Annotated in this window: 17 protein-coding genes; 4 read left to right on the top strand and 13 right to left on the bottom strand. The window is 37.1% G+C overall.

Translation table 11 applies throughout. The features are described from left to right. Nucleotide 1: 1 nt before the first annotated feature. From ESZ48_RS01695 to ESZ48_RS01685, 3 genes are read right to left on the bottom strand one after another with little or no spacing between them, the layout of a single operon-like run. The gene (locus ESZ48_RS01695; RefSeq protein WP_129015572.1) at nucleotides 2-1,687 is read right to left on the bottom strand and encodes a DUF6909 family protein; all 1,686 of its coding nucleotides are present in this window, start codon (nucleotides 1,685-1,687) and stop codon (nucleotides 2-4) included. Between the two features lie 28 nt (nucleotides 1,688-1,715). Beyond that, the gene (locus tag ESZ48_RS01690; protein ID WP_129015571.1) at nucleotides 1,716-3,218 is read right to left on the bottom strand and encodes a GH3 auxin-responsive promoter family protein; all 1,503 of its coding nucleotides are present in this window, start codon (nucleotides 3,216-3,218) and stop codon (nucleotides 1,716-1,718) included. After that, a complete protein-coding gene (locus tag ESZ48_RS01685) occupies nucleotides 3,219-4,085 on the bottom strand; it encodes a M23 family metallopeptidase (RefSeq protein WP_129015570.1) in 867 nt (288 codons plus the stop codon). It lies immediately after the preceding gene. A gap of 113 nt (nucleotides 4,086-4,198) precedes the next feature. Between ESZ48_RS01685 and ESZ48_RS01680 the strand changes: the two genes are divergently transcribed. Continuing rightward, nucleotides 4,199-4,393 (top strand): twin-arginine translocase TatA/TatE family subunit, encoded by a 195-nt coding sequence (locus ESZ48_RS01680; RefSeq protein WP_129015569.1) that lies wholly within the window; start codon nucleotides 4,199-4,201, stop codon nucleotides 4,391-4,393. A gap of 75 nt (nucleotides 4,394-4,468) precedes the next feature. Here the strand turns inward: ESZ48_RS01680 and ESZ48_RS01675 are convergent, their stop codons facing one another. The 3 genes from ESZ48_RS01675 to ESZ48_RS01665 form a co-directional block, all read right to left on the bottom strand. Then, nucleotides 4,469-5,440, bottom strand: coding sequence for a DUF4837 family protein (locus ESZ48_RS01675; RefSeq protein ID WP_129015568.1), 972 nt, complete (start codon nucleotides 5,438-5,440; stop codon nucleotides 4,469-4,471). A gap of 25 nt (nucleotides 5,441-5,465) precedes the next feature. Then, nucleotides 5,466-7,055: a lytic transglycosylase domain-containing protein gene (locus tag ESZ48_RS01670; protein ID WP_129015567.1), complete on the bottom strand. Its 1,590-nt coding sequence runs from the start codon at nucleotides 7,053-7,055 to the stop codon at nucleotides 5,466-5,468. A gap of 163 nt (nucleotides 7,056-7,218) precedes the next feature. Continuing rightward, nucleotides 7,219-8,406, bottom strand: coding sequence for a phosphoglycerate kinase (locus tag ESZ48_RS01665; protein ID WP_129015566.1), 1,188 nt, complete (start codon nucleotides 8,404-8,406; stop codon nucleotides 7,219-7,221). Between the two features lie 122 nt (nucleotides 8,407-8,528). On the opposite strand from ESZ48_RS01665, the gene ESZ48_RS01660 reads away from it, so the two are divergent. Next, nucleotides 8,529-9,683: a DNA polymerase III subunit gene (locus ESZ48_RS01660; RefSeq protein WP_129015565.1), complete on the top strand. Its 1,155-nt coding sequence runs from the start codon at nucleotides 8,529-8,531 to the stop codon at nucleotides 9,681-9,683. A 40-nt stretch (nucleotides 9,684-9,723) separates the two neighbouring features. On the opposite strand, the gene ESZ48_RS01655 is transcribed toward ESZ48_RS01660, so the two are convergent. The 5 genes from ESZ48_RS01655 to ESZ48_RS01635 form a co-directional block, all read right to left on the bottom strand. Continuing rightward, nucleotides 9,724-10,239, bottom strand: a complete 516-nt coding sequence (locus tag ESZ48_RS01655) for an OmpH family outer membrane protein (RefSeq protein WP_129015564.1) — start codon at nucleotides 10,237-10,239, stop codon at nucleotides 9,724-9,726. 210 nt (nucleotides 10,240-10,449) lie between these two features. Further along, a complete protein-coding gene (locus ESZ48_RS01650; protein WP_223266326.1) occupies nucleotides 10,450-11,322 on the bottom strand; it encodes a class I SAM-dependent methyltransferase in 873 nt (290 codons plus the stop codon). A gap of 325 nt (nucleotides 11,323-11,647) precedes the next feature. Continuing rightward, entirely contained in the window at nucleotides 11,648-13,519 is a 1,872-nt protein-coding gene (gene mnmG / locus ESZ48_RS01645; RefSeq protein ID WP_129015563.1) for a tRNA uridine-5-carboxymethylaminomethyl(34) synthesis enzyme MnmG, read from the bottom strand. Nucleotides 13,520-13,663: 144 nt separating this feature from the next. Continuing rightward, nucleotides 13,664-14,074 (bottom strand): rRNA maturation RNase YbeY, encoded by a 411-nt coding sequence (ybeY, locus tag ESZ48_RS01640; protein WP_129015562.1) that lies wholly within the window; start codon nucleotides 14,072-14,074, stop codon nucleotides 13,664-13,666. After that, nucleotides 14,061-17,492 carry a DUF4175 family protein gene (locus ESZ48_RS01635; protein WP_129015561.1) on the bottom strand — a complete coding sequence of 1,144 codons (3,432 nt, stop codon included), beginning with the start codon at nucleotides 17,490-17,492 and terminating at the stop codon, nucleotides 14,061-14,063. Before ESZ48_RS01635 ends, ybeY begins: the two co-directional genes overlap by 14 nt. A gap of 490 nt (nucleotides 17,493-17,982) precedes the next feature. On the opposite strand from ESZ48_RS01635, the gene gltX reads away from it, so the two are divergent. Beyond that, on the top strand, nucleotides 17,983-19,494 hold the full coding sequence (gene gltX / locus ESZ48_RS01630) for a glutamate--tRNA ligase (protein ID WP_129015560.1): 1,512 nt from the start codon (nucleotides 17,983-17,985) through the stop codon (nucleotides 19,492-19,494). Between the two features lie 96 nt (nucleotides 19,495-19,590). Continuing rightward, nucleotides 19,591-20,523 (top strand): SPFH domain-containing protein, encoded by a 933-nt coding sequence (locus tag ESZ48_RS01625; RefSeq protein WP_129015559.1) that lies wholly within the window; start codon nucleotides 19,591-19,593, stop codon nucleotides 20,521-20,523. Nucleotides 20,524-20,591: 68 nt separating this feature from the next. On the opposite strand, the gene ESZ48_RS01620 is transcribed toward ESZ48_RS01625, so the two are convergent. Then, on the bottom strand, nucleotides 20,592-20,804 hold the full coding sequence (locus ESZ48_RS01620) for a hypothetical protein (protein ID WP_129015558.1): 213 nt from the start codon (nucleotides 20,802-20,804) through the stop codon (nucleotides 20,592-20,594). Between the two features lie 71 nt (nucleotides 20,805-20,875). Beyond that, nucleotides 20,876-22,045 (bottom strand): GNAT family N-acetyltransferase, encoded by a 1,170-nt coding sequence (locus ESZ48_RS01615; protein WP_129015557.1) that lies wholly within the window; start codon nucleotides 22,043-22,045, stop codon nucleotides 20,876-20,878. Nucleotides 22,046-22,258 lie beyond the last annotated feature (213 nt).

The following is a 22,258-nucleotide window of genomic DNA, read 5'->3' as shown; positions in this document are numbered from 1 at the left end:
ATTAGTTGAATATTTGATGTAATATTTTTCTAGTTATTAAATAGGTTGGTTTTACACCTGTAGTTCCCAAGCCTCCTGAGGCTAGAGTGCTCCCAGTTTCTAACGGATTATCACTAGCATAATATGCATATCTCACCTTAACATTAGGGTTAATACTGCCCCTAACTTTTGAAGCTGCCTGTATGGCTTTTTGGTAATGAGCGCCTTCCATTTCCAAACCAATGACATTCCACGTGGAATTGAAAAAGAATTTTAAGATCTCTTTATTTTGAAGAGAGGTTCCTAAAACAGTAATCATAGTTCCTTCATAGACATCAATCCCATGTCCTTCAAGATCCGATTTGGAAAGCTGATTCTCCAATGGGTAATTATCGGCGGTGCCTTCAAAGATATGTGCAGACGGAATCATAATGTCTCCTTTGCCACCTTCTAGAATTCCGGCTTTGCCCATAATGGAGATGGAATCAATATTCAGATGGATTTGCTGATCCTTTAATTTAATTGGTTTTAGCAACTCATCAATGGTTTCATAAGCTTGTTCTCCAAAGGCGTAATCCATCACAAATAGGACTGGTTTTTCTGAATCCTCAAACAATTTCGAAGTTTCTAAATCTGTTTTTGTGAAATCTATTTTGGCCGTATCAAAAATTTGAACGTCAATATTGGTACCTGAAGTGTCTGGAATGTAGATCATCCCTTTTGATAAGGCTTCCTTGGTGACTTTATTTCGTAATTCTTGATTTTCCTTTTGGCTTAATGCTTCGTAGACTTCAAACATGCTCTTTTTTGTCGCCAAGGTCTTTAATGCTTGAGGTGCAAAAATGGAATTCATAACACTATGCATGTTTGCACTGATCACATGGATAGGACGATCAATCAATCCGTTTTTTATTAAGGCTTCCTTAATGGTGTCCGACCAAATTTCACCATGGATATGATGGCCCAGTCGTTCTCTTAACACTGGACTAAAGGTTACCGTTCTTCCTTTGTTATTGACCACTTCCTCTATGGCTAGTTTTCCTAACCAGTAAATTAAATGTAGAAAGCGTTCTGGTTGGTCTGGCAAGGCAAAAGAACTGTACATCTGGGTCAGTTCATCAAACGTCCTGCCTAAAATATTCGCGGTATGCGCGATAGCAATCTCTCTTTCTGGTTGCGTCAATTCTTGGTTGGAAAGTACTGCTTTTTCCAATTTTAGCCAATCTCTAGTAGTCGTTCCCTCCTCATCAATAAGCACACGCTTGCTGATTTTGTGAGACTCTACAAACATAAAGGTCAAGTGTGTTAAAATATCATAGATTTCTGAGCGACCTCGTGTGATTTCAATATTCATTTGCTCATTGTCTATACGGAAACAATTTCGTCTTCTTTTTGGAGGAATAATCGCTTTAAAATGTGAATTGCTATAGCCTTCATCGCTAGTTAGGTTGATAAAGGTGCATTCTTCAATCCCATATGGTAATCTATCCACAACATAAAGCAGACCTTCTAACTCTGCTTTTTCTTCTCCAATGGATCCATAGATCTCAGGTCTTAGGAGTAATAACGACTCCCGAAGGGTTTCACCAGAAATACCCATTGGCTTGTAAAATCCGCGATTAAACAAATGGCGCATGGTAATATACATTCTTTCAATGGCATTTGAACTTTCCTGGGCTCTCGTTCGGGCATGATGCTTTTTATTCATATTTAGTATTTATCTTGTAAAGATAGAATTATTTAGTTAAATTTTGTTTGGTAAGCGTGTCTGCTATATTTCGGTCATTGGAAAGTCTAGGAAGTTTATTTTGACCGCCAAGTTTTCCTATGGATTTCATATAATCTTGAAAACCATTCTTTTTGACCCTTGAAATTTTTAAAGGCTGCAACACCTTACCCTGAATCAAATCTAAATAGTAGCTGTTTTGCTTTTGAAGTGACATCTCAATCCTCTCTGCCAATTGCGATAAATTATCAGGCTCATTTTCAAATTCGATAAACCATTCATGGTACGGTAATCCGCTGGACGGATTGATTTGTGGTGCCACCGTAAATTCTGAAACCTGAACGTTGGATCCCTCAATTGCTTCATGGAGCGCTTGCTCTACTTCCTTACCAATCACGTGTTCGCCAAAAGCAGAAATAAAGTGCTTAATCCGACCTGAGACGATCACCCGATAGGGTTTTAGCGAGGTAAACTCAACCGTATCTCCAATATTATATGCCCATAGCCCTGCGGTTGATGAAATGATCATCACATAATTGGTTCTCAATTCCACATCGGAAATGGTCATCCTTTTTGGATGCTCATCAAAAAACTCATCTGCTTTGATAAACTCATAAAAAATTCCTGAATTTAATTGCAGCAGCATTCCTTTTTGATTTTGCTGATCTTGATACGCAAAAAACCCTTCACTAGCAGGATAGAGTTCTATACTATCCACTTTTCTTCCTATTAGGCTCTCAAATTTTGCGCGATAGGGTTCATAATTAACACCTCCAAAAATAAATAAGTTGAAATTTTTAAAAACTTCTCCAACTTTTTTACCTGTTTTTTCATGGATTCTTTCAAAATACATTTGTACCCAAGATGGAATTCCTGAAATTACAGTCATATTTTCTGGTAGGGTCTCAGCAACAATCGCTTCCACTTTCGTTTCCCAATCTTCAATACAATTGGTTTCCCATGAAGGCATTCTGTTTTTTTGAAGATATTTTGGAACGAAATGGGCAACGATCCCTGATAAACGCCCGAGTTGGATCCCGTTCTGTTCCTTTAAAATGGGGCTGCCTTGCAGAAAGATCATTTTTCCATTGACAAACTCTGAATTCCCGGTTTCTGCAATGTACATGAGAATGGCATTTCTGGCAGCTTCAACATGTGTTGGCATGCTTTCTTTGGTGAGCGGAATGTATTTTGAACCCGAAGTAGTTCCGGATGTTTTGGCGAAATACAGGGGCTTGCCTTTCCATAAAATATCTGGTTCTCCCGCAACCACGCGTTCCACATATGGCTTTAATTCTTCATAATCCCGAACGGGAACACGTGAAACAAAATCGGAATGCGATTTGATATTCCTGAAATCATGGTCCTTCCCAAATTGTGTGTTTTGGGCCTCTTCCATGAGGTGCTTGAATACAGCGTTTTGGGTTTCGATGGGGTTATTGGCCCATTTTAAAACCGACTTTCTAACGGAGCGCGCAAAGACTTTGGCAAGAGCCGATTTTATTGTAAACATTTATTTGAAATCTATAAAATTGGTTGGATTGATCGGATAGCCTTTACTCCATAATTCAAAGTGTAAATGCGGTCCTGTAGTGAATTCGCCTGTGTTTCCTGAAATGGCAATGACTTCTCCTGCTTTAACTATATCACCTTGTTCCTTGGTCAGCGACGCATTATGCTTATATACCGAAATAAGCTCATAACTGTGTTCTATTATGACCACGTAACCTGTTTCGGAGGTCCATTCTGCAAATATAACCGTCCCATCTGCTGTGGCCTTAACCGGCGTGTTTTTAGCAACAATAATATCGACGGCATAATGTTTTTCCTTTACATTATAACCTTCTGAAATAGTTCCATTTACCGGTGGAAACAAAACGAAGTTTGAAGCTGAGATGGCCGATTCAAAAAAGTTGTATTTATCTTCCTTATCCACTTTTTCCCGTAATACGGAATCCTGCTTGGTCGGTTTTATAGTTAATTGCCCGGCATCTTCATGGAAAGCGTTTAAAATAGAATCTTTGTTGAACTCAACAGTTTTAACATCGCCTGTAAGCACACGTTTAATGGAGGCAAAATATTTTTCATTGACATCTATCACCTGCTTCAAGGAATCCGTTTTAAAACTGAGCTGTGTGGCTTGCTTCTTTAATTTTGCCGAAGAATACCCAGGTATATATTCCCTCAATGGCGTAAACGCGATTAAAAAGATAGTTCCTGCAACCAGCAGTATACTGCTTAAAGATACAATAACAAACACATTCAAGCGTGTTAACTTAATGGCAAAGCGCTCTTCAAAGGTATCTTCATTAAGTATTACCAAACGGTACTTATGAAGTAGTTTTTTTGTGAATTTCTTCTCTTTTTTTCTAGTGGTCATGCTAAACAAAATTAAATAAAATTAAGCCAATCTATATTGTCTTTCATCTAAAGTTTGTTTTTAACGTTTAATTTGAAGTTTAATTATTAAATTTGCAGTTCAAATCAAATGTTATGATAGCATCAAGTATTTTTTTAGCGGTTGGACCATGGCAAATAGTAGTCGTAGTCGTGTTGGTATTATTGCTTTTTGGAGGCAAGAAAATTCCAGAACTCATGAGAGGATTAGGAAGTGGCATTAAAGAGTTTAAGGATGCCAGTAAAGAAGAAAGTGATGAAACAAACACATCCACTGATAAAAACAAATAATTATATCCTATAAAAACAAAAGAGCCAATTTAATCGTTGGCTCTTTTTTTGTTTTATGTGATTTGCTTTTTGTGATTATTTTATCCTAATGGATTTTATAATAGCTTCCAATTCAAAAATATTGTTCCTTTTTTCAACCGACGGTGAAAAAACGTAACCTTCAATGACAACAAATCTGCTGTTCGCTTTATCTTCAATGGCGTAGTTGATAAAAGGTCCCGACATAAAAGCGTTCTTAACATCCCAAATACCTCTAGTTTCAAATGTTGGCTTACCATCAACCGTAGTTTCATATAGATAAGGCGTATAAGCATCTTCGGTAATCATATAAGAACCCTCTACAGGACCAGGAATATGGACTTCACCAATGGAATCTCTCATTCTAATAATGTCGATGATGGTGCTATCTCCTTTTTTTATAGCGTTAAGAGGCACTTCATAAATCATGATGTCCATGGTGCCCGTAGGAATGTCTTTTCTGATCCAAAAGAAATCCTTTTCTTGTTTGGCGATTCTATAGGCCGTTTGAAAATTTAATTTAACGCCTAAAGATTCTTGTAGAGCACCGTCATCCATTAAAGAAATTCTAATACGACGTTGGTTTTCTTTTAATTCCTCTTTCTTGAAAGCTGCGATTATTTTATCGCCATTTATCTGCAACTGATCATTAATTTCCTTATCGGTCTTTCCAGAAACAACAGCAACGGTTTGAGGTCTTGCGTAGACATCATTTTTAATGACGACACCAGCTTCACCGCCTTTTTCTATTTTTAAAATAATTCTGTTTTTAGTGGCAAATCCCTCAAATACCATAGGTGGCATTTGGTTAAGTGAAAACACGGGTTCCTCTGGACTTAAAAGTGGTATAGAAGCTGCAACAACGTCTCTAATGGTTTCCCCTACACTATCATCCCATAGGAGATTATCAACGACGACCAAAAGGTTATTAATGTTTCCATTCGATCCAGGAATGATTCGTTGATCCTTACCTTTATTACAAGACGTAAACAAGATTAAAGAAAAGGCAATAGCGTAAATAGTTTTCATGTTGTGGTTTTTAAATTTATAACACTTAACGCGAAAGTTTAAGTGTTGTTCCTGCTTTTAAATTATTACCACTAATATCGTTCCAATCTTTGATATTTTGAATTGAAACTCCAGGAAACTTTTTGGAAATGCTCCATAACGAATCTCCAGACCTTACTTTATAAGTCTTAGAACTGTTTGAAGTACTATTTTGAACCGTCGGTTTTGTAGAAACATTGGCTACCGACTTTGATGCAGAAGTAGAAGGCTGCGTTCTATAAACTATAAGACGCTGTCCTATTTTAAGATCATTACTCCTCAGGCCGTTCCATTGTTTTAACTGCGACACCCTTACATTAAACTGTCGGGCAATCTTCCCCAAATTGTCTCCAGACACCACCCTATAGGTAGTTTTGGTTTCGGACTCAAACAATTGAGGCAATGGCTTTTCGCGTTTGTTCATTTCATTGGTCACAAACTCATAAATACTCGCTTCATTGGTCACAAACTTTCCAACGGCATGTCTTGGCAATCTGAGCGTGTAATTTTTTCCTTCAACATAAGGAATGATATCCAACTTATAAGATGGGTTTAAAAACTGAAGTTCTTCCATTGGCAGCTCCAGCAATTCTGATACCTGATCCAGACTGATCATCTGCTTGACGTGAATGGTATCCGTATCAATATATCTAAATTCTGGTCGGTGTTTTTTAAATCCATGTTCCTCAGCATATTCAAAAATATACATCGTTGCTAAAAAAGCTGGTAAATATCCCGCAGTTTCCTTTGGCAAATAAGGCCTGATATTCCAGTAATTCTCATAACCTCCTGAACGTCGGATGGCTTTACTGACATTACCAGGTCCACAATTATAAGAAGCCAAGGCCAAATCCCAGTCGCCAAAGATCTCGTAAAGTCTAGCAAGATATTTACTGGCCGCTTCTGTAGATTTAAGCGGATCACTCCGTTCATCCACATAACTGGTTACATTTAAATTATACTGCTTACCGGTAGCAAACATAAATTGCCATAAACCTGTAGCACCTACTCGAGACTTTGCTCTCGGCTTTAATGCCGATTCAACAATGGCCAAGTATTTTATTTCCAACGGAATATTATAATTGTCCAGTTCTCTTTCAAACATTGGGAAATAATAGTCGCTCAAAGACATCAAGCGCTCCAAAGAATTACGTCGGTGTTTTAAGTAAGATTTGATGACACTTTCTAAAGACTCATTGTATTCTATGTTAAAAGGTGTTTTAGAGCTTAGCTTATGAAGCCTTGCTTTTAAAGTGTCAGTAGGCAATTCAGGATAGTCAACAGCATCATACTTCAAATCTGTAACAGAGGCATAGATACTATCAAACAATTCGTTGCTGTACAATTCGTCGAGCCATTTTTGGTCGATTTCTGATGCTAATTGCAAATCCTCAATGGTTTTTGCAGATAAGGAATCGGCTACTATTGCCATTTCGATCGCATCCAAATTCTTCCCATCACTAATGGAATCAATTTGAACTGAAACAGTTTTGTCAGGTGCCGTGGGAGTGTTTGCTTTTTTAGTTTTAACTTGAGAGAAACTAAGACCACATACACACAAGGCACCAAAAGTCAGAGATACTAGTTTTTGGTTCATTAGTAAGGTGTTTTATATGTCAACGATGAGTTGATTAAATTCGTACAATAATATCTAAAATGATTATATAAAACAACAATTTAACACACATAAATGCATTTCACCGAATAAATCGCCCTTTTATCTATACTTTTGAGAGGGTAGTGACCTCCTAACAAGCTGTTTATTTCAAAATCGCAGCAATTCCCGGTAACGTTTTTCCTTCCAGACTCTCCAACATAGCGCCACCACCTGTACTCACATAACTCACTTTATCTTCAAAACCAAATTGTTTCACAGCGGCCACCGAGTCGCCACCACCTACCAGAGAAAAAGCGCCATTTTTGGTGGCTTCCGCAATTGACTTACCAAGCTCGATAGTGCCATTCGCAAAATTCTCCATTTCAAAAACACCTAAAGGACCGTTCCATAATATGGTTTTGCATTGAAGCACGACCTCATGAAAATTTCGAATAGTTTGTGGACCGGCATCCAAACCTTGCCATCCATCAGGAATTTCGCTAACCTTGACAATTTGGGTATTGGCGTCATTGCTAAAGGCATCAGCTGCGATGACATCAACCGGCAGATGGACTTTTACGTTTTTTTCCTTGGCTTTTTTGAGGATTTCCAAAGCCAATTCCATTTTATCATCTTCACAGATCGAATCGCCAATTTTTCCTCCTTGTGCTTTTACGAAAGTAAAAGTCATTCCGCCACCAATAATCAAGTGGTCAACCTTATCTAATATATTTTCTATAATGGTGATTTTAGAAGACACTTTAGCCCCGCCAAGAATTGCCAATACAGGTTTTTCACCATTCTCCATTACTTTCTTGATACTTTCCATTTCCTGCTCCAATAGATAACCGAAGTATTTTCTTTCTGGGAAAAAATCGGCAATTACAGCCGTTGAAGCATGTGCTCTATGCGCCGTTCCAAAAGCATCATTCACATAGACATCACCTAATTTTGATAATTTCTCGGCAAAATCTTTATCTCCAGCCTCTTCCTCATCATGAAATCTAAGATTCTCAAGAAGTAATATTTCACCCGGTTGTAAATTATCTGAAGCGGCTTGAGCTTCTCCACCAATACTATTTGAAACAAAAATGGTTTTTACCCCTATAATATCTTCCACCTTATTGTGAATATGTTTCAATGAAAATTCTCCTTGAACACCTTTTGGCCGTCCCAGATGCGACATCAAAATACAACTGCCACCATCTTCCAATATTTTTAATATGGTTGGTTTTGCTGCAACTATTCTGCTGTCATCAGTGACTACAAACTGATCATCCAAAGGCACATTAAAATCTACTCTGATAAGTGCTTTTTTATTTTTAAAATTGAAATCTTTCAAGGTTTTCATGGGCGTCTATTTATTTTAAAATGGAAACAAATGTAACCATTTCTGAAATGATTATAAATGCATTCTTTTGAGAATTCAATTTCAACAAATTTTTAATGAAAAAAAATACATAGTTTTGTGCCATGCAATTCAGTAGCGTTTTAGGACAGGAACATCTCAAAAACCATTTAACCCAGAGCGCGGACAATGGCCGTATCCCCCATGCCCAATTGTTTGTTGGTCCAGAAGGATCGGGAACTTTACCAATGGCCATTGCTTATGCACAATACATACTTTGTGGCAATAAGAATTCTGAAAATAAAGGTGGAAATGAGCATTGCAATTTGAAGTTCAAAAACTTTTCCCATCCCGATTTACATTTTGCTTTCCCGGTTGCTACTACCGATAAAATAAAAAGTCATCCCGTTTCCAATCATTTTATGGAAGAATGGCGACAACTACTTAAAGAACAACCTTATGGAAATCTTTTTGACTGGTACCGCATGTTGGGTATTGACAACAAACAAGGACAAATAGGTGTTGATGAAGCTTTAAACATTGTCAAGGCACTCTCGCTAAAATCCTATGAAGGTGGTTATAAAATCATGTTGATTTGGATGGCAGAAAAAATGAATACGTCTGCAGCCAATAAACTCTTAAAGCTTATCGAGGAACCGCCAGCTAAAACCGTCTTTATCCTTATTGCTGAAGATGAGGGACAGATCATCAATACGATAAGATCGAGATGTCAAGTACTCCATTTTCCACCATTGGCAGACGCTGTTATAACGGAAGCCCTCAAGGAAAACTACCAGCTAGACGAGGCGACGGCCACAAAAATTGCTCGGCAATCTAACGGAAATTACAATAAGGCTTGTGATTTAGTATATCACGATTCTGAAGATATACAATTTGAAGAATGGTTTGTGTTTTGGATCCGTAGTGCTTTTAAGGCGAAAGGCAATAAAAGCGCCATTCATGATCTGATAAGTTGGAGTGAACAAGTTGCCAAAACCGGTCGTGAGACACAAAAGCAGTTTTTGCAGTTTTGCATCGATTTTTTCAGGCAGGCACTTTTACTGAATTATAATGCCAATCAATTGGTATTTATAGAACCGAAAACCAAAAACTTTAAGCTTGAAAATTTCGCGCCTTTTGTACATGAAGGCAACATTATGGAAATCAGTCAAGAGCTTCAAGATGCCATTTACCATATTGAACGTAACGGAAATTCCAAAATCATCTTAACCGATCTCTCGATTAAATTGACCCGTTTACTACATAAAAAAGCCAGTTAAAAACTGGCTCTTATTGGATATCTATACTATTTTACAGGAATTAGTCCTTCTTTTTTTCAGCGTTAAGTGCTTCCAAAATGTCTTTGGTCAAATCCTGGCTATCTTTGCCATACATGACGCTACCAGCTTCATTGCTTCCTAATATAAAGGAATAGCCATTCTTTTGTCCGTAATCTTTTACAAAACTTCTGATGTCTTTAATAAGTGTATCTATTTGAGATTGGCTTTTCTTTTGGATTTGTTGTTCTTCCATTTGAAACTGCTGTTGAAAACGTTGGTACTGTTGTGCCAAAGCTTGGTATTGATCCTGAGAACTCTTTTGAACCATTTGTGGATCCTTTTCTTGCATTTGAGCAGCTAAAGTTTGAAAAGATTGACCGATACTATCAACTTTTCTATTGAAGGCATCAATTTCAACTTGAAATTTAGCTTCAATATCTTTTTTCTTCTGGTAATCATTAATCAATTTGCTATTATCAACAAATCCAATTTTTGTTTGCTCCTGACATGATGATAACACCACTAAAGTTAATAGAGCGATAAAACCTTTTTTCATTTTTGTGTTTTTAAAATTTTGTTGCAAATGTAATAAAGTCAATGTGAATTTTAATAAAATATATAGTATAGTTTATATTTATGAGAACGACATAATCTATTAGTTTTATCGATAAGAAATCGCCTTTTCAGGGTTGATTTAAGAAGCTTTTAAAGAAAAGCATAGGCAAACCCGCGAAGTAGCGAAAATCCTTTCTTAAAAAGGCTAAAATCACGGCTTCTGATGCTTTAAGACATAAATCAGTGAAGAATACTCCCCTGTGCGTCCTGCTCTCCAATTGGATCGGCATCCATTCCAAAATCCTTTAAAATAATTTATTTTACCAAACTTATATTTTTCAGAAAGTAAGCTCACATAAAACGCATCAAATTTCATTGGTAGCGTTTTCATCAATTCCAGTTGCACGCCATTTGCCAATCTCTTTATTGATTCCTGACTAAAATGCCAAAGATGTCTTGGCACATCATAAGCCGCCCAAAACTCTTTATACAATTGCGCATCATAACTTTTAAAATTAGGAACCGCAATAATCAAAACTCCATCCGGTTTTAATAATTTTTTGAATAAAGAAAAGTGGACTTCAAGGTCTGGTAAATGTTCCAGCACATGCCACAATGTAATGACGTCAAAACTTTGTGATTGAAGAGTGAAAAGTTGCTCACTATTCAAAATAGCATCGTTTGTTTTTTTATTGGCAAGTGTTCTGGCCTGCTCATTGGGTTCTATTCCTGTGATGGTCCAACCGGACTCAAAAGCGACTTGTAGAAAATCGCCAGTGCCACAGCCAACATCCAATAGTGATTTTGTATTATTTGAAATGGAATCTATAAGCTTCATCTTTCGCTTTAAAGCGATCCCTTTTACAAAGTGATAAACTTTTTCAAAGACATTCCGTTTACCATCAGTATGCGAAATATAATCGTCGCTCTTATAATAATCGGGTAATTTATCTGTAGAGGGCTGTGGAAATGTTTCGAGCATTTCTAAATCGACATTATATAATAACTCAAAACTCTCTTGGGAAACAGAGTGGTCTTTAACTTTGATATAGCTTTTTTGTTGCGACGGATTTGACACGCTCAATTGAATGTTTTAAATTGATTTTACGGGACCGAAATTAATCAATAGCTTGAATCTTTTCCTAGAATTGGTCAATACTTTTCCAACACAAAATCCTACCAAACACTTCTACCCTCTTTATCTCAAATAATAGAACGCAGATAACACTGATTAATTTCTTATTTTAACTGATAGGTTTGTCCTGCGAACATTCTTTCAACTAAAGATATCCAAAATCAATTTGTTTAATTTTGAGCCACTTTAAGGTGATTAAAGTCTATCCAAAACAAATAGTAGCAATAACAATTACCCATACGTTCCACGTGGAACATTTTGATTTTACAGAACCTTATCTACCCATATAAACCAATAGTACCGACACATCACTTGGAGTAACGCCACTGATTCTTGAAGCTTGTGAAATGGTTCGAGGACGGATTTTCTCCAATTTTTGTCTCGCTTCAGTGCTCATTGATTTCATTTGGGAATAGTCAAAACCATCAGGAATTTTCAAATCCTCCAACCGATTAAGTTTATCAGCATTGTTCTTTTCCTTGTCGATATATCCAGAATATTTGACCTGTATTTCAGCTTGCTCGATGGTTTCCTTATCCAAATCATGCTCTAGGATATAAGCGTCGACGGTTTCAATTTTCCGGATATCCTCCATAGAAATATTTGGACGTGCAAAAACCTTAAAGAGTTTTCCTGATTGATTGACCAAGGCGGAATCATTATCTCCTAAAATAGGATTGATATCCTTTGCCTCAACACTGGTCTGTTTAAAAAATTCAACAAAAGCATCAGACTTAGAATGCTTCTCCTCCATCCGTTTCAATCGTTTTTCACTCGCTAATCCAAGCTCATATCCTTTTGGCGTGAGTCTCAAATCGGCATTATCCTGTCTCAATAACGTTCTATATTCAGCACGAGAAGTGAACATTCTATAAGGTTCTTCGGTGCCTTTAGTAATCAAATCATCAATTAAAACCCCAATATAAGCCTCATTACGCTTTAGCGTAAACTCATCTCTTTCCTGAACTAAAAGGGCCGCATTAATTCCTGCCATCAACCCCTGTGAAGCAGCTTCTTCATAACCGGTCGTTCCATTAATCTGTCCCGCAAAAAATAAGCCTTTGATCAACTTAGTTTCTAAAGTGTGCTTCAATTGCGTCGGTGGAAAATAATCATACTCAATAGCATATCCGGGTCTGAAAAATTTCACCTTCTCAAAACCTACTACTGAACGCAAGGCCTTAAACTGAACATCTTCTGGAAGCGATGTAGAGAATCCATTTACGTACACCTCCACCGTGTTCCATCCTTCTGGTTCAACAAATATTTGATGGCGATCTTTCGTCGCAAACCGATTGATTTTATCTTCAATGGAAGGACAGTATCTCGGACCCGTACTTTTAATTCTACCATTAAACATTGGTGAGCGATCAAAACCTTCCCTAAGCAAATCATGTACCAACGGACTCGTAAAACTCATATGACAATCGCGTTGATGTGTCAAAGGTTTCGTAATGTCAGAATAAGAAAATTTTTCTGGCACTTCGTCACCGGGCTGCACCACCATTTGTGAATAGTCCAAAGATCTTCCGTCCACTCTCGGCGGAGTCCCAGTTTTCATTCTCCCGGATTCAAATCCCAATTCGACCAGCTGTTCTGTAATTCCAGTAGCTGCTCTTTCGCCTGCTCTGCCTCCTCCAAAACTCTTATCACCAATATGGATTAATCCATTTAAAAAAGTACCGTTGGTCAGCACCACAGTTTTGCCTCTAACTTCTAATCCTAAAGACGTTTTGACACCGACCACCTGATGATTATCTACAATAAGTGCTGATACCATATCTTGATAAAAGTCAAGATTTGGCGTCCGCTCCAACATCAATCGCCAATCCTCAGCAAAGCGCATTCGGTCAGATTGAACTCTAGGACTCCACATAGCAGGTCCTTTAGACTTGTTCAACATTTTAAATTGGATTGCGGATGTGTCGCTCACAATTCCGCTATAGCCACCTAAGGCATCAATCTCACGTAAAATCTGTCCTTTGGCAATTCCTCCCATAGCAGGATTACAAGACATTTGCGCTATATTCTGAAGATTCATCGTAATCAATAATACAGAACTTCCCATATTGGCAGCCGCCGCTGCAGCTTCACTACCAGCATGACCCCCGCCAACAACAATTACATCATATACTTTATCAAACATGGTTTGTTAATTTAAAATTCGATTGTTCCACGTGGAACATTATATTCTTTTGATACCAAGAACTAGAAAATAAAACAGAGTAATTCTGCTAACCAATTCTTACTCAAAAGAAAAGTTTGCAAATATACGCTGATTTCCCGATACTTAAGGTAATTTAGATATGTAGTAGTTTTCTTTCGAGCGCATTTCAGCTTCGTCACTCTCGCTTTTATCCTTGTAGCCGCAATAATGAAGAATCCCATGAATCATGACCCGGCATAATTCATTTTCAAAAGTAACGGCAAAATCCTTAGCGTTTTCCTTAACTCTTTCAACTGAAATATAAACATCGCCACCAATAAGTTTTCCAAGAGTGTAATCAAAACTTATAATATCGGTCAGGGTATCATGTTCCAGAAACTCTATATTGAGGTCCAAAAGATAGGCGTCGTCACAAAAAATATAATTGATTTCTCCTTCCTTAAATCCTTCATTAATGATGGTATCAGAAATCCATTGAGACAACTCGTCTTCATTAAGTAATTCAAAATCTGTTTCGTAATTAAAGCTGATCATTTTCCTTTTTAAAATAGTCCTGTACCTTTTGTTTGTAAATTTGTTGCAAAGGTAAAGCTTGTCGATTTAATATTTCAGTAGTATTAAAATATTCTTTCGCCGTTGGAATTTGATCATTGGCAGTGTTCTCAAATTGTTTTCTATTCGTATTGGACTCACGCCTATTTTCCTCCCCCTGTAGAAAAGTAGCATTGTCCAACTTCAAAAGTTGGTGTTGCAAATTCATCATGCGTTGTAAGGTTTGATTGGTAAAACCCTTATTTATCAAATCCGATTCAATGTTTTCCATTTGTTTTAAGAGCTGTTGCCCTTCACCTGACTTACCCAGTTCCTTTAGTTTGTCCTGTAAAGCTTGACGTAATTGTTGCTGTTGCTGATAAATGCGATACAACTCACCATTCATGATTTCAGAAGAACCTTCACCCTCGCCCTGCTGATTCCCCTCACCGCCTTCTTTACCATCCTTACCAGACTTATTATCTCCCTTTTCACCTTCTTTACCATCGCCATCTTCCTTACCTTCACCTTCCTTCTCCTTACCTGATGTACTTTTTTTAACTCCTTCTTCCATCTGCTTATTCAATTCTTCCTGACTCATAATAATATCAGGCAATTGCATACTACCAGAACCGCCACTTTGTCCCTGACCCTTTCCAGATCCTTCACCTTGTGCGGCATTCATATCAGCTTCCATATTATCCAAAACATCACTCAAGAAATTCGCCAAATCGTTGGTTGCCGTCATGGTGTATTGCTGGGTAGCGACGCCTTGGTACAACATGTTTTCAGAAAGTTGATCCATGGATTTATCAATATTGAAAAACACATCGGTTATCTTAGAATTCACATGTTCTGAAAGCTTAGGTTGACGCATGGATAAGGCAAATAAACTATCTTCAATGTGCTCAAAATGCTCGCGTAAACTACTTTGTTTTCGCAAAAAACTACCGTATTGATTATGGTTGATTTGTATGCTTTTAAATTGATCCATCAAATCTTCTTGTTCAAAGGAAAACAGCAAAAGATTCTTCAAAATCTGACGTAACATGGTCGCGTCTTCTTGCATCTGCTGTTGACCTCCAGACATCATGGATTGGCCCATTTCTGAACTCATTTGCTTCATTTTCTTTGCCGCATTCTTCTGCTTTTGTTGCGCATCCTTCTGCTTTTGATCTGCATTCTTTTGATCATTCTTTTCTTCTGCATCTTCTTTCTTTTGAAGATCATCGGAGGCATCTTGTTGATCCTTTTGAATTTCCTTTTCCGCTTCCTTATCCTGTGGCACGTCCAATGGCTTTTTCAAAGCCTGGTTCTCTTTTTGGAGTTCTTCCAATTCTTCTTGAAAATCCTTAAAGTCTTTATTTAACTCCTCTTGTTTTTCTTTGGTGTTCGAATCTTTATCTTCTTTCGATAATTGATCTTGTTTGTCTGCTAACTTGTCGAGTTCCCGTTGCAACTTTTCAGTCTTTTTGGCAACATAATAACGCTTGGTCAATTCCAATAATTGCTGTAAGCTCTTCTGCTTATTTTTATTTTGCTTTGCCAATTGGTCAAGTTTCTCGGTCAACTCTTCCTTTTGGATTTTATCCTGAAGCTGCTCAAGTTCCTTTAAAAGCTTTTCGTCTTTTTGAAGTTGTTCCTCATTGTCCCTTAACCGTTCTTTAAGATCTTCCTTAAAGGGATCATTTTCGGTATTTTCTTTTTGAAAATCCTCCAGATTGTCTTTAAGCCGCTTATTAAAATTTTGCATCATTTCCTCCTGCTGCTTCTGACGCTTGATGAAGTTTTCCAGTTTTTTCTTATCACTGAAATTAAGTTCCTCCTTTTCCTTTTGCGTTCGCGATAATTCTTCCAGCTGCTTTTCCTGAAGTTTCATTTTCTCAAAAGAATTATCCAGATTGTTGATGGTTTCACTTTGCTCTTTAAGTTGTTTCAGTTCTTCTTCATCCCGAGTAAGTTTTCTGTAGGTAAAAACTGCGCTTTTTACACTCTTATGATTATGAATGGCATCATTATCAAACACTTGAAAATACAATTCGTAGGTCACACCTTCTTTCAACTTCAGATTATTTGGAAATGCCGTCACAAATTCCTCGAAATTAGATTGGGCAATCACGATGGTCTCCATAAGCTTATCGTATTCATTATCAGTAGGATAATATACCAATTGCACCTTGCTCAATCCATAATCATCACTGGCCTGCCCGTAAAAATAGAGCGATTGATTATCAATGGTATCTCGTTCAACCTTGATACTGAGTTCAGGATAAGCGTCTTTAATGACTTGAATACTATAGGCTAAATTCTCGTAGTCCTTTAAAGAGGCGTTGCTTGTTGTGATATTATAATCTAATCTCGAATACAGTTTTTTGGAAATTTCAAAAGAAGTGTTAGATTTAGGCTCAAACTGAAGCGTATCATTGGCGTACATGACCACTTGATCAGTAGCACGGGTATTAATTTTCCAGGTCACGGTTGTCCCTTCCGGGATAGTAGTGTTGCCAGTGCTCTTTAAGACTTCATCCCTCCTGTTGATATAGGTCGGGTAATCCAAAAGCATTTCAAAATTAACCAACGTTGGTACGTTAACAACACTTAACTGATAGGCTTTGGACACTACTTTATTGGCAGAAAGTGTGAACGAAACTGGATTTTTCAATTGAGGAAAAACATATTCAAAAGACCCTGGGTCGGTTTGCCTTAAAAAATAAGTTTCACCAGCGTAGTGAATTTGGGCGTTCTCCGGAACGACATTCCCAGCGGTTTTTACCATCAATTTAAAATCTTTATTCTCTATGGCCTGAAGTTCGTCATTGACCACAAAAAACTGAAATGGCGCCGGCGGTTCATAAGCTATTTTATAATTAACCACGCGTTCATAGCTATCACTAAACCAGTTAAAATGCCCATTAATGAAGGTCACTAATAAAATCAAGATCGGAATGGCGGCGTACTTTAGGTACTTCACATTCTTCTTGAAATTCACCGCCATTTTAAAAGGCACAGGTTGAAGTTCAGCCGATTTTTGTTCAATACTCGCCATCAAGAGTTCAGACTGATCCGAGTTACTTTGAAGTTGAAGCACGTTCAGTAATTTATCACTGACCTCAGGAAAGTGTTTCCCAATGATCTTGGAGGCCTCTTCATAATCAATCCCCTTTTGAAGTTTGAACAATTTTGATAATGGCCAAAGAATAAACCGGACAAATAAACCCAATTCTACAATTACAAAAATCCAAAATAAGAAGGTCCTTGCCGTTGGACCCAACCATAATACATACTCAATAAACAGCGTGAATAATAAATACAACAAACCAATGGCAAAAAACAGGATGCCACCCTTTATCAAGTCGTTAGTATAATAGCGCTTGATAAATTGTTCTAGTTTGGTCTGTATGGTTTTAAAGTTGTTTGACACAGATTTGGTGATTTTTAAAAGATTTCATTTTTAGGAGAAATGATCTCAGCTATATAACCTACTAAACTACAATTTTATTTTAATCTGTAATTACCTAAATGTGATAAGCTTGTGTTAATTAGGGAGAAGCGCGTCATGGAAATGAAATTGAAGTTGAAATTGAAGTTGAAATGCTTGAAAAGTCAATTAAAAATCATTAACTAAATTACCTAAATGTGATACGCTTGTAATTAGGGAGAAGCGTGTCATGAAAATGAAATTGAAGTTGAAATTGAAGTTGAAATGCTAGAAAAGTCAATTAAAAATCATTAACTAAATTACCTAAATGTGATACGCTTCTAATTAGGGAGAAGCATGTCATGAAAATGAAATTGAAGTTGAATGCTTGAAAAGTGAATTTAAAATCACCCGTAACACTAAACTTTGAACCTCCAAACCTTGAACCTTGAACCTGAAAAATCTATCTTTGCAGTTCTAAATCATAGAAAAAATGACTGATCAAGTTCGTGTGCGTTTTGCACCAAGTCCAACCGGACCTTTACATATTGGTGGTGTCCGTACGGCACTTTTTAATTACTTATTTGCCAAAAAGCATAATGGGACCTTTATTCTAAGAATAGAAGATACCGACCAGAACCGTTATGTGGAAGGCGCTGAACAATATATTATTGACGCCTTAAATTGGTGCAATATTCCTTTTGATGAAGGTCCCAATCACAACGAAAAATTTGGTCCTTACCGACAAAGTGAACGCAAACATTTATATCGGGATTATGCTGAAAAGCTGATAGCATCTGGCAATGCCTATTATGCATTTGATACAGCCGAAAGTTTGGATCATCATAGAAAAGACCACGAAACCCAAGGAAAAACCTTTATTTACAATTGGCATAACAGAAAGTTATTGCTAAATTCATTGGCACTCTCAAAAGAAGAAACCCAAAAAAAGCTGGACAATGGCGAGGATTATGTCATCCGATTTAAATCGCCTAAGGATCAGACCCTCCAACTCACTGATATTGTAAGAGGTGACATTAGCATAGACACCAATATTTTGGATGATAAAGTATTGTTTAAAAGTGATGGCATGCCCACCTACCATTTGGCAAATATTGTTGACGATCATTTAATGGAGATTACACACGTCATCCGAGGTGAGGAATGGTTACCATCCTTGGCCTTGCATTACCAATTATATGAAGCTTTTGGATGGGAAAAACCACAATTCGCACATTTACCTTTGCTGCTTAAACCGACCGGAAAAGGGAAGTTGAGCAAACGTGACGGCGATAAATTGGGCTTTCCTGTATTTCCTTTGGAATGGAAAGATCCTCAAACTGGCGATATTTCTCGAGGTTATAAAGAAGACGGCTACTTTGCTGATGGCTTGATCAACTTTTTAGCATTTTTAGGATGGAATCCAGGAACTGAACAAGAACAATTTACTTTGGAAGAACTTGTTGATGCCTTTGAATTGGAGCGTGTTCACAAATCTGGTGCCCGATTTGATCCTGATAAAATCAAATGGTTCAATCATCAATATATGCAGTATCAAAATGATGATGAATTGGCTGAAATCTTTAAGGAGAGCCAGCCACAACTAAAAGATATTGACGTCAATTATGTTGCAATGGTTGTTGGATTGATTAAGGAACGAGCAACCTTTATTTCTGATTTTTGGGACTTATCCTCATATTTCTTTGAAGCGCCTAAAACCTACGATGAGAAAGCCTTTGCTAAAATTATGACTAATGATGCTCGGGAATTAATGAGTGAATTGGAACAAATAATTACCCACACTTCAGATTTTACGGTTGAAAATATCCAAACGGATGTCAAAGCTTGGATTGCTAAAAAAGGTGTCGGTTTTGGTAAAGTCATGCAACCCCTGCGTTTGGCATTGGTTGGCGCCATGCAAGGTCCAGATGTATTTGAAATCATGTTTATGATTGGTAAGGCTGAAACAGTGCAACGTATTGATTATTTGGTACAAGCCTTATAAATCTAGATGGATTTCTATTAACAAAAAAGAGAAGATTCTGAGTAAATATAATTTAAATTAGTACTTTACATTATCTAACCATCTAAAAATCGTATTATGCTTGCTATTCCTTTTATTATCATTGGTTTAATCATATTCTTTTCCTCATTTTTTACAGTGAAGCAACAGTCTGCGGCAATTGTGGAGCGCTTTGGAAAATTTCATAGTATTCGCCATTCTGGTCTTCAGATGAAAATTCCGATTGTTGACCGTATTGCAGGAAGAATGAGCCTCAAGATCCAACAGTTAGATGTTATTGTAGAAACAAAAACCTTGGATGACGTTTTTGTGCGTTTAAAGATCTCGGTTCAGTTTATGGTTATTTCCAAAAAAGTTTATGATGCTTTTTATAAATTGGATTATGCGCATGATCAGATTACCAGTTATGTCTTTGATGTGGTTCGTGCCGAAGTTCCTAAAATGAAATTGGATGACGTCTTCGTAAAAAAAGATGATATCGCCATTGCCGTAAAAACGGAATTGAACGATGCCATGTCAGATTATGGCTATGATATTATTAAAACACTGGTGACGGACATTGATCCAGATGCGCAAGTAAAGGCCGCAATGAATAGAATTAACGCCTCAGAGCGCGAAAAAATAGCTGCACAGTTTGAAGGTGATGCCGCCCGTATTTTAATTGTAGAACGCGCTAAAGCGGAAGCCGAAAGTAAACGTTTACAAGGTCAGGGTATTGCAGACCAACGTCGTGAAATTGCACGTGGCTTGGAAGAATCAGTTGATGTATTAAACCGTGTTGGAATCAACTCACAGGAAGCTTCTGCGCTGATTGTAGTGACGCAACATTATGATACACTTCAATCTATTGGTGAGCATGTCAACAGCAACTTGATATTATTACCAAACTCACCTCAAGCAGGAAGTGATATGCTGAACAATATGGTGGCTAGTTTTACAGCAAGTAACCAGATTGGTGAGGCGATGAAAGAAGCTAAGTTGAAGAAGAAAAACGAAGATAAGAAGTCGTAAAGTTTTTAAAAACTATCTAAAAATTAAAAAAGAGGCTGAATCATAAGATATGAATCAGCCTCTTTTATTTACTTAGTGCTCTTCTTATACTTCTTAACCATGGCCTTTAAGCTGCTCAAATATTTCTCAAGTGCTTCATTGTCAACCTTAGCCTCAGGGTCATTTTCATCAGGAAGGGTCAATGGCCGTTCGTCCAAATATTTCTCAAGTTCTGGATAGTTCTCCTCAATATCCCGTGTGACCTGCATAATCTCTGACAATATACTTTGTGATAATTTCATGTTTTAGTGTTTTTTGTGAATCTTAGAAAGTTAGCCAATTTAACAAAAAGAACAAAATGTTTAGTTCTATATTAAGAATCTTCTGAGTTTTTGAACGGATGGCGTTCCTCCCATCGCTGTTCAGGATCCATCAACTTAAAAATAGGTTTAAACAAACCATTTAAAAATAGATTAGTGTGTTTAAAATACATGGACATCGCTTTTGGCTGTGCACCCACTGAAGATTTAATTTCCATAGCAGTTCTGGCGTATACGATGGTTTTGAAACCATGGTTAATTCCAAACGCCATCATTTCATAGAGCATATTCAAATACAGCTGATGGTCATATTGGTTTGCTTCTTCATATCCCAAAAAGTAAGTTTCCAAAGTCTCATTATTTAGAATCAAAGTGTAAAACCCAATGAGTTCATCATCCAAGTAATACCCAAATATTCTAAATTTTTCCTTTAACTGAAGTTTATAGGTATAAAAGTGATGTTCTGGCAACACAAAGGTATTAAAGGAGGCATTATTTGACACATTTTTGTATAATCTATGTAAGTGTTCAGAAGTATTAAAAATGGCTTCCTCATTCAATTCTCTTGATGTAATATTGCCAAGTTTCTTTTTAGCACGTTTATACCGTGTTTTATATTTCTTATTGAGATCCTTAAAATAATCGTCCATGTTGTGCCAATGTGGTCGAATGTCTAATATCATATTAGGTTGCACATCAATGGGATATAGTCCGTATTTATCCAACAATTTAGAAGACTTATGGATGCTGTCGTCCTGGAAATAATCCTTAAAAAGAATCGCTCTTATCGATTTATGATTTTCCTTACTGATATGATTTTTGAGATCGTCAATCGCTTCTAATAAAGTTTTCAGAAATAGGTCTTGCGAGATAAGATTAGGATTAAAATACAATCCATGCTGTCCCGTATGCGTCAAATTACCGACCACCAGAATATTTCCCTTTAAAATGCGTGTGAGTCCGTCTTTCAAAATAGACCTTAATTTTGAAGACGATGCCTTCCTAAACATATCCTTGGCATATAATTTTACTCGTTGAACAATGGCAATTCCAACTAAAATATCGTCGTTAAAAACGCCTATATAATGCAGATAAATAGTTTCTGGTGCAGCGTCTTCGAGCGCTTTTAAATACGTGGTATGAAGAAACAGGTCATGTGTAACCAAGCCATTCCATTCAGGAGGAATTTGAGCAATGGAACCGTAGCGTTTAAAGTATATCACAGTAAAAAAAAAGAAAACCGAACCTTGAAATTCAGTCTTTGTAAATGTAAGTGGTTTATTTTATTCTCTGAAGTTTGATGTCATGTATCTCCAATAACCGAATAAAATAAAAATGAAGTTCTTGTATCATAACAACCTTCATGCTCTGGGGAAAAAGTCAAAAAAAACATGTCATAAGAGCACATTTAATAGCTCTTGCAGTAAGGTCGATTA

Source organism: Gelidibacter gilvus, assembly GCF_004115975.1.
In the GTDB taxonomy this organism is placed as follows: domain Bacteria; phylum Bacteroidota; class Bacteroidia; order Flavobacteriales; family Flavobacteriaceae; genus Gelidibacter; species Gelidibacter gilvus.
Note: the sequence above shows the minus strand (reverse complement) of the source record. Positions and strands in the feature narration are given on the sequence as shown.